Origin of the sequence: Rhizobium oryziradicis (assembly GCF_001939045.1) — a bacterium.
GTDB lineage: Bacteria > Pseudomonadota > Alphaproteobacteria > Rhizobiales > Rhizobiaceae > Allorhizobium > Allorhizobium oryziradicis.
The window spans coordinates 157,873-172,085 of sequence record NZ_MKIM01000033.1 but is presented as its reverse complement, the minus strand read 5'-3'; the positions used below and the strand labels follow the sequence as shown (position 1 = coordinate 172,085).

12 protein-coding genes and 1 pseudogene are annotated in these 14,213 nt (G+C 54.0%); 4 read left to right on the top strand and 9 right to left on the bottom strand.

Going from position 1 to position 14,213, the window contains the following annotated elements:
- The first annotated feature begins 29 nt into the window (after positions 1-29).
- Genes BJF95_RS23080 through BJF95_RS23065 form a run of 4 tightly spaced genes read left to right on the top strand, consistent with a single transcriptional unit; the run spans position 30 to position 3,868 of the window.
- Positions 30-1,319 carry an ABC transporter substrate-binding protein gene (locus BJF95_RS23080; protein WP_075641846.1) on the top strand — a complete coding sequence of 430 codons (1,290 nt, stop codon included), beginning with the start codon at positions 30-32 and terminating at the stop codon, positions 1,317-1,319.
- A 60-nt stretch (positions 1,320-1,379) separates the two neighbouring features.
- Positions 1,380-2,285, top strand: a complete 906-nt coding sequence (locus BJF95_RS23075) for an ABC transporter permease (protein WP_075641845.1) — start codon at positions 1,380-1,382, stop codon at positions 2,283-2,285.
- Positions 2,286-2,288: 3 nt separating this feature from the next.
- Positions 2,289-3,107 carry an ABC transporter permease gene (locus BJF95_RS23070; RefSeq protein ID WP_075641844.1) on the top strand — a complete coding sequence of 273 codons (819 nt, stop codon included), beginning with the start codon at positions 2,289-2,291 and terminating at the stop codon, positions 3,105-3,107.
- An 11-nt stretch (positions 3,108-3,118) separates the two neighbouring features.
- Positions 3,119-3,868 carry an aspartate/glutamate racemase family protein gene (locus tag BJF95_RS23065; protein WP_075641843.1) on the top strand — a complete coding sequence of 250 codons (750 nt, stop codon included), beginning with the start codon at positions 3,119-3,121 and terminating at the stop codon, positions 3,866-3,868.
- A 33-nt stretch (positions 3,869-3,901) separates the two neighbouring features.
- Here BJF95_RS23065 and BJF95_RS23060 read toward each other — a convergent pair whose 3' ends face one another.
- The 9 genes and pseudogenes from BJF95_RS23060 to BJF95_RS23020 all read right to left on the bottom strand — a co-directional run bounded on the left by BJF95_RS23060 (position 3,902) and on the right by BJF95_RS23020 (position 14,131).
- The gene (locus tag BJF95_RS23060) at positions 3,902-5,716 is read right to left on the bottom strand and encodes a bifunctional diguanylate cyclase/phosphodiesterase (RefSeq protein WP_075641842.1); all 1,815 of its coding nucleotides are present in this window, start codon (positions 5,714-5,716) and stop codon (positions 3,902-3,904) included.
- A 217-nt stretch (positions 5,717-5,933) separates the two neighbouring features.
- The gene (locus BJF95_RS23055) at positions 5,934-6,785 is read right to left on the bottom strand and encodes a fumarylacetoacetate hydrolase family protein (protein ID WP_075641841.1); all 852 of its coding nucleotides are present in this window, start codon (positions 6,783-6,785) and stop codon (positions 5,934-5,936) included.
- A 99-nt stretch (positions 6,786-6,884) separates the two neighbouring features.
- Positions 6,885-8,297, bottom strand: a complete 1,413-nt coding sequence (locus BJF95_RS23050; RefSeq protein WP_075641840.1) for an FGGY-family carbohydrate kinase — start codon at positions 8,295-8,297, stop codon at positions 6,885-6,887.
- Entirely contained in the window at positions 8,294-8,617 is a 324-nt protein-coding gene (gene rhaM, locus BJF95_RS23045) for an L-rhamnose mutarotase (protein ID WP_075641839.1), read from the bottom strand. The genes BJF95_RS23050 and rhaM overlap by 4 nt, the downstream gene beginning before the upstream one ends.
- Position 8,618: 1 nt before the next feature.
- Complete coding sequence (locus BJF95_RS23040; protein ID WP_175577314.1) at positions 8,619-9,650, bottom strand: ABC transporter permease; 1,032 nt, start codon at positions 9,648-9,650, stop codon at positions 8,619-8,621.
- Entirely contained in the window at positions 9,647-10,648 is a 1,002-nt protein-coding gene (locus BJF95_RS23035) for an ABC transporter permease (protein ID WP_075641838.1), read from the bottom strand. Before BJF95_RS23035 ends, BJF95_RS23040 begins: the two co-directional genes overlap by 4 nt.
- Before the next feature lie 9 nt (positions 10,649-10,657).
- The gene (locus tag BJF95_RS23030; protein ID WP_075641837.1) at positions 10,658-12,193 is read right to left on the bottom strand and encodes a sugar ABC transporter ATP-binding protein; all 1,536 of its coding nucleotides are present in this window, start codon (positions 12,191-12,193) and stop codon (positions 10,658-10,660) included.
- A gap of 75 nt (positions 12,194-12,268) precedes the next feature.
- A pseudogene (gene rhaS, locus BJF95_RS23025) lies at positions 12,269-13,201 on the bottom strand (rhamnose ABC transporter substrate-binding protein); the annotation flags it as partial.
- A gap of 117 nt (positions 13,202-13,318) precedes the next feature.
- On the bottom strand, positions 13,319-14,131 hold the full coding sequence (locus tag BJF95_RS23020; protein WP_075641835.1) for a DeoR/GlpR family DNA-binding transcription regulator: 813 nt from the start codon (positions 14,129-14,131) through the stop codon (positions 13,319-13,321).
- Positions 14,132-14,213: the final 82 nt, after the last annotated feature.

Here is a 14,213-nt window from a genome sequence, read left to right as displayed (position 1 = left end):
CCCAAAGAAAAAACCAGAGGAGAACTTTCGTGACTGATACCAAAAACACCAAATCGGGCGTAAGCCGCCGCGCCTTGCTGAAAACCGGTGCTGCCGCTGCCGGTCTTGCCGCCGGCTCGGGCATTATTACGGGTTTCCCAACCATTTGGGCGCAGACAAAAGTCACTCTTCGCCAATTCGGTACCGGCGTTTCAAACATCAACGCCATTGCTGAAAAGTGCAAAGCCGATCTCGGCATTACACTGGAAATGACGGCAACGGATTCCGACGCAGCAGCCCAGCGTGCCGTGACCCAGCCAAACTCTTACGACATCGCCGACATTGAATACTGGATTGCCAAGAAGGTGTTTCCCGCTGGCGTCTTGCAGCCAATGGACGTGAAAAAACTGAAATATTACGACAAGATCGTTCCACTCTTCATCGACGGCAAATTGAAGCCGGACAGCGTCATTGCCCAAGGCACAGCCCCACACACTGTTGGTTTTGTTGAAAAGCCCGGTGCAAAAACATTTGCCAAGGCACCAACCCAATGGATGACGATGGTGCCCACGATCTATAATGCCGACACGCTCGGCATTCGCCCTGATCTGGTTGGCCGTGAAATCACCAGCTGGGCCGACATTATGGACCCAGCATTCAAGGGCAAGGCCGCCATTCTGAACATTCCATCCATCGGCATCATGGATGCCGCGATGATTATGGAAGCCATGGGCAAGATCAAATATGCCGACAAGGGCAATATGACCAAGGCCGAGATCGACAAGACCATCGACTTCATGATCAAGGCCAAGAGCGATGGCCAGTTCCGCGCTTTCTGGAAAAGCTTTGACGAGAGCGTCAACCTGATGGCATCGGGCGAAGTGGTGATCCAATCCATGTGGTCGCCTGCTGTTGCCGCTGTTCGCGGCAAGGGCATTGCCTGCAAATATCAGCCGTTGAAGGAAGGCTATCGCGCCTGGGGTGGCGGTCTTGGCCTTGCATCGCACCTCAAGGGTGCGCAGCTCGACGCGGCTTACGAATACATCAACTGGTACACCTCTGGCTGGGTGGGTGGCTACCTCAATCGTCAGGGCTATTACTCGGCCTGCATGGACACCGCCAAGAACTTCATGACCGCTGACGAATGGGGTTATTGGATCGAAGGCAAGCCCGCGCAGGGCGACATCCTGTCTCCAGAAGGCAAGGTCATGGAAAAAGCCGGTGCCGTGCGCGATGGTGGCTCGTTTGAAGACCGCATGGGCAAGGTTGCCTGCTGGAACTCTGTGATGGACGAGGACCGCTACATGGTTCGCCGTTGGAACGAATTCATGGCGGCCTGATCCGAATTTGCCCCCGCTTTATCGGCGGGGGCATTGACCGCGCTCCGAAGGACAAAAGCGATGACGACAGTGAGATTTCTAGGGGTTGGCGCGCCAAGGCAAAAGCGCACTTTGCGCTTGCCCGCATGGTTGCCCGCTTATCTGCAAGCGGCCCCTTTGGCCCTTATTCTCGGCTGCTTTTTACTTTTGCCAATTTTGATGATCGCGGTTGTCAGCTTTTGGGATTATGACTTTGCCCAGATGTATCCGGGCTTTGTCACCTTCAATTATAGCGAAACGCTGGGATCGTGGGTGACCTGGAAGACCTATCTCAACACATTGCGCTTTGCTTTTATCGTATGGGCCATCACACTGGTTATTGGTTTCTGGATTGCCTATTTTTTGGCCTTTCACATTCGCACCGCGGCCATGCAAAGCGTGTTGTTTTTGGTCTGCACGGTGCCGTTCTTAACCTCCAATGTCATTCGCATGATTTCGTGGATACCGGTTCTGGGACGCAATGGTCTGGTTAATCAAGCTCTCGTGGGCAGTGGCATTATTCCGCAGCCGCTGGAATGGCTGCTGTATTCCGACTTTGCTGTCGTGTTGGCCATGGTGCATCTCTACACGCTTTTCATGGTCACACCGATTTTCAACACGCTGATGCGCATTGATAAATCACTGGTGGAGGCTGCGCGCGATGCCGGTGCCTCCAGCTGGCAAATTCTCACCAATGTCATCTTGCCGCTGGCCAAGCCCGGCATGGCGATTGGAACGATTTTTGTCGTGACATTGGTAATGGCGGATTTTTCGACGGTTCAAGTGATGTCCGGCGGCCAAAGCGCATCCGTGGCCCTGATTATGAAAAACCAGATGTCTCTGCTGCAATATCCCGCCGCTGCTGCCAATGCCGTGATCCTGTTGATCCTTGTTTTGCTGATGGTTGCCGGAATTTTGCGCATTGTTGATATTCGAAAGGAGCTATGAGCGATGGGACGCGAAAAACGCAGCCGCGAATTCTACTTCCTTGCAGGCTTCTTTGCCCTGTTTGTACTCTTTCTCTATGGTCCGCTCTCTGCCATCGTCATCCTGTCTTTTCAGGGCGAAAATGGCGGACTGACCTTTCCGCTCAACGGCGTTTCGCTTCACTGGTTTGCAAACCTGTTTGAGACGCAAGCCGTGGGTGATTTCGGCGGCGCGTTCCAACGCTCACTCACCCTCGGCCTGATGGTGATGGTGGTGACGGTTGTGGTGTCGTTGCTGGCGGGCCTCGCCTTCCGCCGCAAGTTTTTCGGCGCAACGGCGCTGTTCTATCTGGCAATTGCCAGTCTCGTTGTGCCTTCCATCATTATATCGCTCGGCATTGGCGTGGTGTTTCAACAGCTCGGGTTGCAGCCAAGCTGGTACACATCGGCATTCGGCGCGCATCTCACCTGGACTCTGCCCTTTGGTGTGATGATCATGTTCGCCGTGTTCAACCGCTTCTCGCCTGCCTATGAAGAGGCCGCACGCGATCTGGGCGCATCATCCTGGCAGACCTTTCGCTACGTGCTTTTGCCGATGATTGCGCCAAGCCTGATTGGCGTTGGTTTGTTTGGCTTCTCGCTCTCCTATGACGAATTTGCCAGAACCTTGATGGCAGCCGGCACATTCAACACCCTGCCGCTGGAGATCTACGGCATGACCACCAATGTCACGACACCCGTGCTCTATGCGTTGGGCACTGTGACAACCGTGTTTTCCTTCCTCGTCATCCTGTTCACGCTTTTCCTGATCCGACGTCTCAACAAAAACCGCGGCGCGGCCTGATTGGACATTTTATGCGCATTCTTTTGGTCAACCCGAACACAACCGCCAGCATGACGGCCACCGCAGCGGATGCCGCCCGCAGAGTTGCCGCAAAAGGCACTGAAATTCTGCCCCGCACCTCAAAAATGGGACCGGCCTCGATTGAGGGCTATTATGATGAGGCCTTGGCGGTTCCAGGCCTTTTGCAGGAAATAGCATCGGGCGCGATGGAAGGCGCACAGGCCACCATTATCGCCTGTTTTGATGACACCGGCCTGGATGCTGCGCGCGCTATGGCCAACATGCCCGTGATCGGCCTGTGCGAAGCTGCTGTGGCGACGGCCGGTTTTATTGCCCAGCGATTTTCGATCGTGACGACCATGGAACGCTCTCGCCTGCCCATAGAACACCTTGTTCAACGCTACGGTGCTGCCAATCGCTGCACCGTGCGCGCGGCAGATATTCCCGTCTTGTCGTTGGAAGATCCAACCTCAAATGCACGCACGCGCCTCAGAGCAGAGATTGCCACAGCCCTACGCGAGGACCGTTCAGACGCAATCATTCTGGGCTGCGCAGGCATGGCCGATTTGGTCGACGCTTTCGCGAAAGAATTTCAGGTTCCGGTGATTGACGGGGTCGCGGCAGCGGTGAAACAGGCTGAGGCATTGATCGCCCTTGGCCTGACCACAGGCAAATCCAATGCCTATGCGAGCCCCGTGCATAAGCCCTATAGTGGGCTGCTAGCCGGTTTTCAGCCCGATGCGATGGCGATCAGCGCGTAAGGTCTGTCAGGTTCAAATTGAAGCAGACAAACTCTAAAGCGCAAACCGGAGCATAGGTACGATTGCGGTCTTTTCCGCCTGTCGTCGCAACAGCAGGGTTGCCTGCTCGCGGTCCACCGCTTTTGAAAACAAAAAGCCCTGGCCGCGCACACAGCCCAAACCGGAGAGAAAATCACACTGTTCTCGTGTCTCAATACCCTCTGCGATGACTTTGAAGTTCAATTTTTCCGAAATTGACAGCAAAGCCTCAACAATCACCGATGCTGATCTGTCGACGATCATACGCTCCACAAACAATCGGTCGATTTTGATGATGTCCAATGGTATCGTGACAAGGTGGGTGAGCGAGGCAAATCCGGTGCCAAAATCGTCAAGCGCAACTTCCATTCCGGCTTTGCGCAATTTTGCGATTTGCCCAACGACCGATTGCTCATGACGACCAATGTAAATCGATTCTGTCAGCTCAATCACGATCTTGTTGGTTGGCACGCCTGCCGTTTCAAGAACACCGACAATATTCTCCGAGAGTTGACCATCGAGAAAATCACCTGCTGACACATTCAACCCGACCCGACCAAAATCGAGCCCAAGATCCATCCAGCGCCGCGCATCTGTGGCAATAATCCTCAATATTTGCCGTGTTAATTCCGCTGCGAGGTTTGCATCCCGCGTGGCTTCGTGAAAGTGAGACGCAGAAATAACCTCACCATTTCGATTGGTCAGGCGACATAGGGCCTCCAATCCGAGAATATGCCCGGTCCGCAAATCAACAATCGGCTGGTAGTGCACATCAACACGCCCTTCACGCAGGCCATCCGCCAATTGTTGAAAAGCTCCAAAACGGCGCGCAAACCGCGAACCGGAATTGCGCGAATATTCGATGAATTTTCCCCGTGCCCGATCTTTGGCTTCATAGAGTGCAAAATCGGCATTTTGACGGATTTCTGCGATGCTCTCCCCCACAACGGCGACAGCCCCGCCAATCGTGGCCGATGGATAAATGGTCTGCCCGACGCACAAACACGGAGCCTTTAAACAATCGAGTATATGGCTGGCGAAAAATCCGAGATCCACGCACTCATCACCGCGAACAATGACGGCGAACTCGTCTCCCCCCAAACGAAAAGCACTATCAGGGCCGCAAAGGCTTTGGAGCCTGCGGCCAACTGATGCGATCAAATCGTCTCCAGCCAGATGCCCGAAAGTGTCATTGACGAGCTTGAGATCATCCAGATCCATCAGCAACAGGCCCCAATGCCTTTTTGAAGCATCTTCGAGCGCAATGATGTCATTAAATCGCGACCGATTGGGCAAGCCGGTCAAAGAATCCGTCTGGGCAATACGGCGGCGCTCAACGGATCGGAGTTCCCGGTCCATTCCGATTGCACAAAGATGAACGCAAGCCGCAACAATCTGCCGCTCGAAATCACTCGGCCCGCGCTCTCTGAAAAAATAAAAGGCGAAAGTGCCGAGAACCTTATCATCCGAGATAATCGGGGTTGACCAACACGCTCTGAAACCCAAAGGCAAAGCCAGATGCTTAAATGCACTCCAGAAAGGATGCGTCGCAATGCTCTCAACCAGGACAGGACTTGCGCGGAATGCGGCGGTGCCACACGAGCCGACACCTTCCCCAATTTTTAAACCATCAATGGCGTCAGCATAGGAGGGCGCAATAGAAGGGCCCGCCAGGTGATGTAGACAAAGCTCATCATCAAGCGACAAGACTGAGATGACAATGTCCGGTACCATGTCCTCAACAGCACGACAGAGGCAGTTGAGAATGTCGACAAGCACGTCGCCCTTCGCGATTTTCTCCAAAATCATGTTCTGAAATGCCGTCAGCATGCGTCGTCCCGCCCAATCTTCGAAGAGATTACGTTAGACATATCGTATTAAAGAGGCATTACAAATAACGCGATTAAAGACCCATCTAATTTTAGGGTAAAAAACTCCTTGCGCGGGAATCGACGCGACGGCGCAAAAACAACCATGAGGCGATCAACGTTGCTTCTCACTGATGCCACGGGTCAAGATGTCATTCTTGACCCGTGCTCTGCTGTGCTCACATCTCTGCAACAACCGGATTGCGCAACAGGCCAACACCTGGAATATCCACCTCAAACACATCGCCCGCCTTCATAAACAGCGGCGGTTCGCGCCGCTCACCAACACCGCCGGGTGTGCCGGTGACGATCACGTCGCCTGCGGAAAGCGCCGTGAAAGCCGAGAGATAGGCAATCAGCTGCGGGATCGGGAAAATCAGATCATCAAGCGTTGCCTGCTGGACCACCTCACCGTTCAAACGTCCAGTGATGGAAAGCGTGCGGTAATCACCCACTTCATCTGGTGTCACAAGCGCCGGACCAAAGCCTGCCGTTGCGGGGTAGTTTTTGCCCGGCACAAATTGTGATGTGTGGCGCTGCCAATCTCGAACAGAACCATCGTGATAGCAGGAATAACCAGCGATGTGGTCGAGTGCATCCTCTTCAGCGATATTGCGACCGCCACGCCCTATCACCACCGCCAGTTCGGCCTCGAAATCAAGACTGTTCGAGCGCGCTGGCTTCACCATTGGTTGGCCGTGACCAATCTGGGTGTCGGCAAAACGGGTAAACACCGTTGGATAACCAACCTCTGGACGTTTGGTTTCCTCACGATGCGCGACATAATTCACGCCAATGCACAAAATTTTAGCAGGGTCTGGAATGACGGGCACCAGAGCCACGTCGGAGAGTGCAAGCTCCGGCCTGCGATCTTGCACATAATCGCCAGCGATTTCCAAAAGATCGTCGAGAATTGCTTGCTTCAATGTCAGGCAATCATAGCTCAACCGCCCGGTCAGATCGACAATACCGCCCTCAACCAATGCGCCAAAGCCTGCGCGCCCGAGGCGGGTGAAACTGACAAATTTCATAGAAAATTCTCCCAAATGGATAGTGAAGGCAAATCGGCTCAAGATTTCTATCAACCGCCACCCAACAAACCAAGCCCTATCCTTTCGGGCGCTATCACGTCAGCGTGCAAAATGAGCGCTGTTTCCAACGCGCTCAAGAAAGTCCTGCTGGTAGCGCAGGGTGTCAATCAAACCGGCTGGAATTATCGTATCATGCACCTCAGGCACCGATATGCCGGTCAACAAGGCAGCCCCCTCCGCCGTTCCTGTCGGGGTGCCGCCCTGCCCCACATGCACATTGCGACCCGTGATAGAAGCCAGAGCCCGCAAATAGATCCGGTTTTTTGCAAATGGGCCTTCAACAACAATAGGTCCGTCAGCGTCGACGATTGCAAGGGAGCTTGCCGTCATCAGCGCCACATAAAGCAAGATGGCGACATATCGCTGGGCACTATCCGCTGGCTCATTGATCCAGCGCGTGGTCTGTCTCGGAAATGGCCCGGAACCGGCAACAACATTCGGCAAGAGCATCACGTCATTGGCAATCACTTCGTTCACTGCCACATCCAAACAGTCGTCGGCGGGCTCCGAGAGCCCCTTTGTCAAAATCTCAAATTCGCGCCCTCCCATGTAACGCGCCGAAGGAACCGGTTTGCCAAAGACATCAACATTGGCCAGCGTATCGCGGCGCGGATCGAGTGCTTCGGTTTTACAACCGACGGCAAAACTGATGATCCAGGTGCCCGTTGACACGACTGAAAATGGCGCTTTACGACGCATCAATTGTGGGAGAAGAGAGGCATTGCTGTCGTGAATGCCACAATAGACCGAAACCGGTTCTTTCAGTCCCAATTGGTCAGCGATCTCGCGCTTGAGCGGCCCCAGCACGTCAAAGGCTGCGCGAACCGGAGCCATTTTTTCCAAAAGCCCAAGTTTTTCAACCAATTGAGAATACTGCCGGCTAGCAGGATTCCAAAGATCGGTGTGACACCCAAGCGAGGTCACTTCATTGGCGGCCACCCCGGTCAGTCGAAATGCCCAATATTGCGGATAGGTCAGAATTGTTTTGACCTTTGCAAACTCGCTGGCAAATACTGCTTTTTGATAATGCAACTGCGCACCGAGATTAAGCCCGCAGGGCAATAAAGGTGAACAGGTTTCATTAAAATCGGGCCTGAGTGCCTGATAGGCCTTTTGAACATCGTCAGAATAGGGATGCTCATAATCCAGCACCGGCAGCGCTAACCCGCCTTCCCCGTTCAACAAAGCGGCACAAGCGCCGTGCGTGGTGATCGAGATCGCGTCAAAGCCCGGCGTTTGCGCAAGCTGTCGGAGCGCATCGATTATAAAAAACCAAAGCCGCTCCGTATCAAAATGGGGGTACGGCCCATCCGTGATCACCGTATTGGCCGTTCGCTGGCCTGCCAACTCGCTACCGCTTACAGCATCAATGACCACAACCTTGGCATTGGTTTTACCAATATCAATCACGGCAATGCGTTTGTATCGTGGGCGTTGGTATTGTGCGGTCATGGCATATAAAAAACGGGCTGGAGTTCGACAGAAACGGGAGAATTGTCCGGATTGCTGGCCATGATATCCGCCATATGCGCCCACCAACGCTTCATCACTGGATGATCTGGCAATTCGGCCATTCCATGATCGGCGCTGCGGGTTAATATCCCAAACAGTGTATTGGTATCAGCATCGAGGTGGATGGAGTAATCGCTCACACCCGCATCTCGCAGCAAAGCGACCAATTCCGGCCAGATCTCATCATGGCGCTTGCGGTATTCTGCCTCCATGCCGGGATGAAGTTGCATTTTGAAGGCGTATTTTTCGTTCAAAGACATATCAATTCCTCATATCGCGCATGCGACGACCAATGATGGGTAATGCAATGGTGATGATGAGCAACAGGCCGATAAAGATCGACATCACGATGCCCGGCACATTCAAAAGCCCAAGACCAAAGGTGACCAATCCCATCACAAAAGCCGCAATGACCACGCCGCCGATGGTGCCAGATCCGCCCAGAATAGAGACACCTCCCAACACCACCATAGTCACGGCTTCAAGCTCCCAGCCTTGCGCAATGGATGGCCGGGTAGAGCCGAGCCGCGATGTGAGGCAGACCGCTGCAATGCCACTCATTAACCCCGTCAGCACAAAGAGAATGAATTTTACCCGCTCGACCGGAATGCCGGAAAACCGGGCCGCCAAGGGATTGTTGCCGATCACAAAGACCTGACGTCCAAAGTTGGTGGCGTGCAGCAAAATGGCAATCGCTGCCGCAACCACAAAGAACAACATCAATTCGAAAGACAGAGGGCCAAGAACATAACCCTGACCGAAATACGCAAAACTTTCGGGGTAATTGCCATAGGCTTTATCGCCCAGCACCAGATAGGAAATGCCGCGAAACAGGCTCATGGTGCCAATGGTGACAACAATCGACGGCAGTTTCAGCCCTGCCACCAAAGCACCGTTAAATACGCCGCACGCAAGCCCGACACCAATACCAATCGCGACTAGCCCCGGCGTGCCGATGCCCATTTGGGCAGCCGCACCCATGGCGGTTGAGGCAATGGCAATAATGGCTGCGACAGAAAGATCAATTTCACCAGCAATCACCAATAAGGCCATGGCAAAAGCAATCATGGCTTTTTCAGTGAAATTGAAGGTTGCGTCAGAGAGATTCCAGATATTAAGAAAATAGGGCGACGCCAGCGAATTGGCGATAAAAATCAAGATTGCCACGCCAAACAGCAGAACTTCCCAACGCCCCATAAGGCGGCGCAAGGGGGTGCCTAAGCGGTCTGGAATGCTGCGCTTTGAGATTGCCTGATCTGAGCATGTCTTGGTCATTGAGCTTGCCTTGGTCATGCTGCAATCTCCCCGGCTTTGCCACCTGCTGCGCGATCTCTCAGGATGATGCGGCCTTTTTTGCGCTCGGAGCGCGCGTTAAACACCACGGCCAATACGATCACGATGCCCGAAATCGACATTTGCGCAAAGGGCGAAATACCAATCACGGGCAGGGCGTTTTTAATCACGCCCAAAAACAGAGCACCGAGAACAGTGCCAGCAACCGTGCCAATGCCACCTGCAATCGAGATGCCGCCAATCACGCAAGCCGCAACGCTGTCGAGCTCAAACCCATTGGCCACATCCACATAGGCAACCGCGTAGCGCGACACCCAGAGATAGCCACACAATCCGGCCATGCCGCCGGATAGCATGAAGGCAAAAAATTGCGTGCGACCAATATTAATGCCAGCATAAACCGATGCCACGGCATTGCCGCCTGCCGCATAAGTGGCACGACCAAAGCTGGTGCGGGTCAGCACAAACCACATCGCAAGCACCACGCTAATCGCAATCCATGACAGAATGGGCAGACCCAACACAGAATATCTCGGAAAGTTCAGAAAGTCCGGCGTCATCTGATAGGCATTGACCCAGGCACCACCCGACAGCACAAAGGCCATGCCGCGATAAATCGTCAATGTGCCCAGTGTCACCACAATCGGCGGGATTTGCAACAGCCATACCAGATAGCCATTAATGGCACCAAGCGCTGCCCCACACACCACGGCCAGCACAATCAAAAACACAAGCGGAGCGCCGGGAAAAGCCGCGTTGACCATGGCAACCGCCATGCCGGTCAGCGCCAGATTGGCGGCGACTGAAAGATCAATGGATTTGGTGAGGATCACCACCATCTGGGCCAGAGCCAAAATAATCAAAATGGCGGTATCATTGAAGATTTTGGCGAGATTAGCGGGCTCGGCAAATCCTGACGCTCTGGTGGCGAACCCGCCAATCAGCAGCACAACAATCAGGCCAAGCGCGATCTCTCGATGTTTCAAAAGGCTTTTCATTCTCACCCCTTATGCATTGCCGGTGGCGGCGCGCACCAATATCTCAGGCGTCAGCCCGTCCCGGTCAAAAATCCCCTCCTGCAAGCCTTCGCGCATCACCATCACCCGGTCTGACATGCCCAATATTTCCGGCAGTTCCGACGAGATCATGATGATGGAAAGGCCTTGGGCGGCAAGCTCGGAAATAAAGCCATGCACCGCCGCTTTGGAGCCGATATCGATGCCTTTTGTGGGTTCATCTAGAATGATGACTTTCGGCTGCGTGGCCAGCCATTTGCCAATCACCACTTTTTGCTGGTTGCCGCCCGATAGCGTGCCAACCGGTACAGAGAGGGCGGCAGCGCGCAAATCCAGCCGCTCGGCATATTGCCGCGCCAAGGCAAACTCATTGATCGCGTTGAGAAAACCGCGCACGGACGTGCGGGCCAGAGATGGCAGCGACATATTCTGATATATCGGCATTTGCAGCGCTAAACCGTGGCGACCGCGCTCTTCCGGCACGTAAACAATGCCAGCCGCAATGGCATCGGACGTCGAGCGGATGGTGAGCGCCCTGCCCTCCAGACTTAACCGGCCAGAGGCTGGGCGCGTGATGCCAAACAATGATTGACATAATTCAGAGCGGCCCGCACCTATGAGCCCATAGACGCCCAGGATTTCGCCTTTGCGCAGATCAAACGAAATATCGCGAAACTCGGTTTCATGACAATAGCGCTCGACGCTCAGCACCGGCGCGCCAATATCCACCTGGATCTTGGGAAAGGCATCATGCACATCGCGACCGACCATAAGCCGCACGATTTCGTTTTGCGGTGTGTCTTCCAGCTTGCCAGCGCCCACCATTTTACCATCGCGAAAAACAGCAAAGTTCTCGGCAATCTCATAGACTTCATCAAACTTGTGGCTGATGAACAAAATGGCTTTGCCTTCGCGCTTCAGGCCTTCAACGATACGAAAGAGATCATCAATCTCTTTACGCGACAGCGCCGCAGTTGGCTCGTCCATAATCACAATGCGGGCGTCGACAGAAAGCGCGCGGGCAATGGCCACCAGATGGCGCTGGGCAATCGACAGATCCTTGAGCTTTATTGTCGGATCAATATTACTTTCCAACCGGGCCATGAGTTGGCCTGCGCGCGCATTGATGCTGACCCAATCAATAAAGCCAAACCGGGTTTTGGGCGCATGGCCAATAAAGATGTTTTCGGCAACGCTCAGCTCATCAAACAGCACGGTTTCCTGATGGATCGCCGTAACACCCACATCAATGGCAGCTTGCGCATTGGCAAAATGCACCGGCGCACCGTCGATGATGATCTCACCCTCGTTCGGGCGATAGATTCCGGTCAAAATCTTCACCAGCGTCGACTTGCCAGCACCATTTTCACCAATCAAAGCCGTCACCTGGCCGGGGTAGAGCGCGATATTGACGCTATCGAGCGCTTTCACACCGGGGAATATCTGGGAAATGCCCCGCATTTCCAAAACTGGCGGCGTGACCGGCAAAGCCGTCGCATCAAGCGCTTGGGTTTGAACACTCATCATTGGTTTCACCAGACACAAATCGAGGTTTCCCGGCAGCACCTGCTGCCGGGATTGATGACATAAGATCTGGGAGGATCAGAAAATTTTGGAGAACTGATCGATGTTCTTGGCGTCATAGATGAAGGGATCGGCCATGGCGGCTTCGCCCTTGTCATCAATCTTGATCTTACCCATACGACCCGTTGGAATTTCGGTGCCGGGCTTGCCGGTGGCATCGCCTTTGACCAGATGATAGGCAATCTGGGTTGCGGAATAGCCCAGATCAATCGGGTTCCAGATGGCAAATTCCTTGGTGGCGCCAGACTTGATGGCACCCGCCATCTCTGAGGGCAGACCAAGACCCGTGACATAGACCTTGCCGATCTTGCCGGCATCTTTCACGGCCTGCGACGCGGCCAGCACGCCAACGGTGGTTGGAGCCACAATGACCTTCACATCAGGATGAGAGGTCATGATGCCTTGCGCTTCGCGGTAGCTTTTATCAGCCAAATCATCACCATAGACGGTGGTGGTCAATTTCAGGCCGGGAAAATCCTTCAGTTGCTTTTTCATCTCGCCAATCCAGATGTTCTGGTTGGTGGATGTGGTGGTGGCTGACAAAATGGCGAAATCACCCTTGCCGTCTGGCAGATGATCGGCGGCCAGTTTCAGGCACATCTTGCCAATCAGCTCATTGGACGATGGATTGAGGTGCATGATGCGACCTGCAGGCGCAACGCCCGAATCCCAGGAAATGACCTTGATGCCGCGCTGCGCTGCCTTTTTCAGAGCCGGAACAACCGCGTCGGGATCATTGGCGGAAATGGCAATGGCATCAACGCCTTGGGCGATGAGGGAGTTAATCACCTCAATCTGGCCTTCTGCCGTTGTCGTGGTTGGGCCAGTGTAAATAATCTTGACGCCGCCCAGCTCCTTTGCGGCCTCTTCTGCGCCCTTGTTGGCGGCTTCAAAGAAGCCGTTGCCCAAGGACTTCACCACAATGGCAATCTTCATATCGGCCGCATGCGATACGCCTGCTGTTGCAACAAAAGCAATGGCGGCTGCGCCAAACAGTCTTCTGGATAATTTCACAGTTCTTCCTCCCAGTGTTAATTGATCGTTACCCCCAAACGATCGCATCGCTCCTCAGGCGACCGAAGGGGTATTCTCCTTTTCCGTTGAGGCCGAAACCTTCACCGTCAAAAGCTTAATTCCGGCCGCCTCCACCATGGCCGCCGCCTCATCCGACACGCCATCATCGGTGATAATGGTCGAAACATTGTCGAGCGGGCAGAGAATCATGCTGGAGCGGCGCGAAAACTTGGTGGAATCGACCATGACAATCAATTCCTCCGCCTGCCGCATCAAACGCTGCTCACTTTGAATAACCAAAGCATCCGGCTCCATCACGCCAAGCGCATTGATGCCTTGCGCACCGATAAACATGCGCTGCGCATAAAAATTGCGGATCGCATCATTCTCAAAGGGTGACAGAATGAGGCTCTGGTCACGATAAATCGCACCGCCCGGCACATTCACATTGCATTTTGAGTGCTTCACCAGATGTTCGGCAATCGCAAACGAATTGGTCATCACCTGAAGGCGCCGCGCGGACATGAAATGCACCATCTGAAAGGTCGTCGTGCCACCGTTGATGATGATCGAGGAACCCTCCTCACACAAATCGACAGCGGCCCGCGCGATTGCGCGTTTCTTGTCATTGTTGAGCGTTTCTGACACTTTGAACGGCCGTGCCGCCAAATTGCCCTGCTGGGGCGGATGCAGTGCTTCTGCGCCACCACGCACCCGCCTCACTTTACCCTGAACATGCAAAGACGCAATGTCACGGCGAATTGTTGCCTCGGACGCCTCTGTCAATTCGGCAATATCCTGCACTGTTACAACAGGCTTTTCCTGAACAGCGCTGATGATGATGCGATGGCGTTCACGTTCGTGCATGGCGTCCTCCTGGAAGCGATTTATTCATAAACTCTTTACGTCGTCAATCACAAACGATCAAAATAAATTATATTGCGGCGCA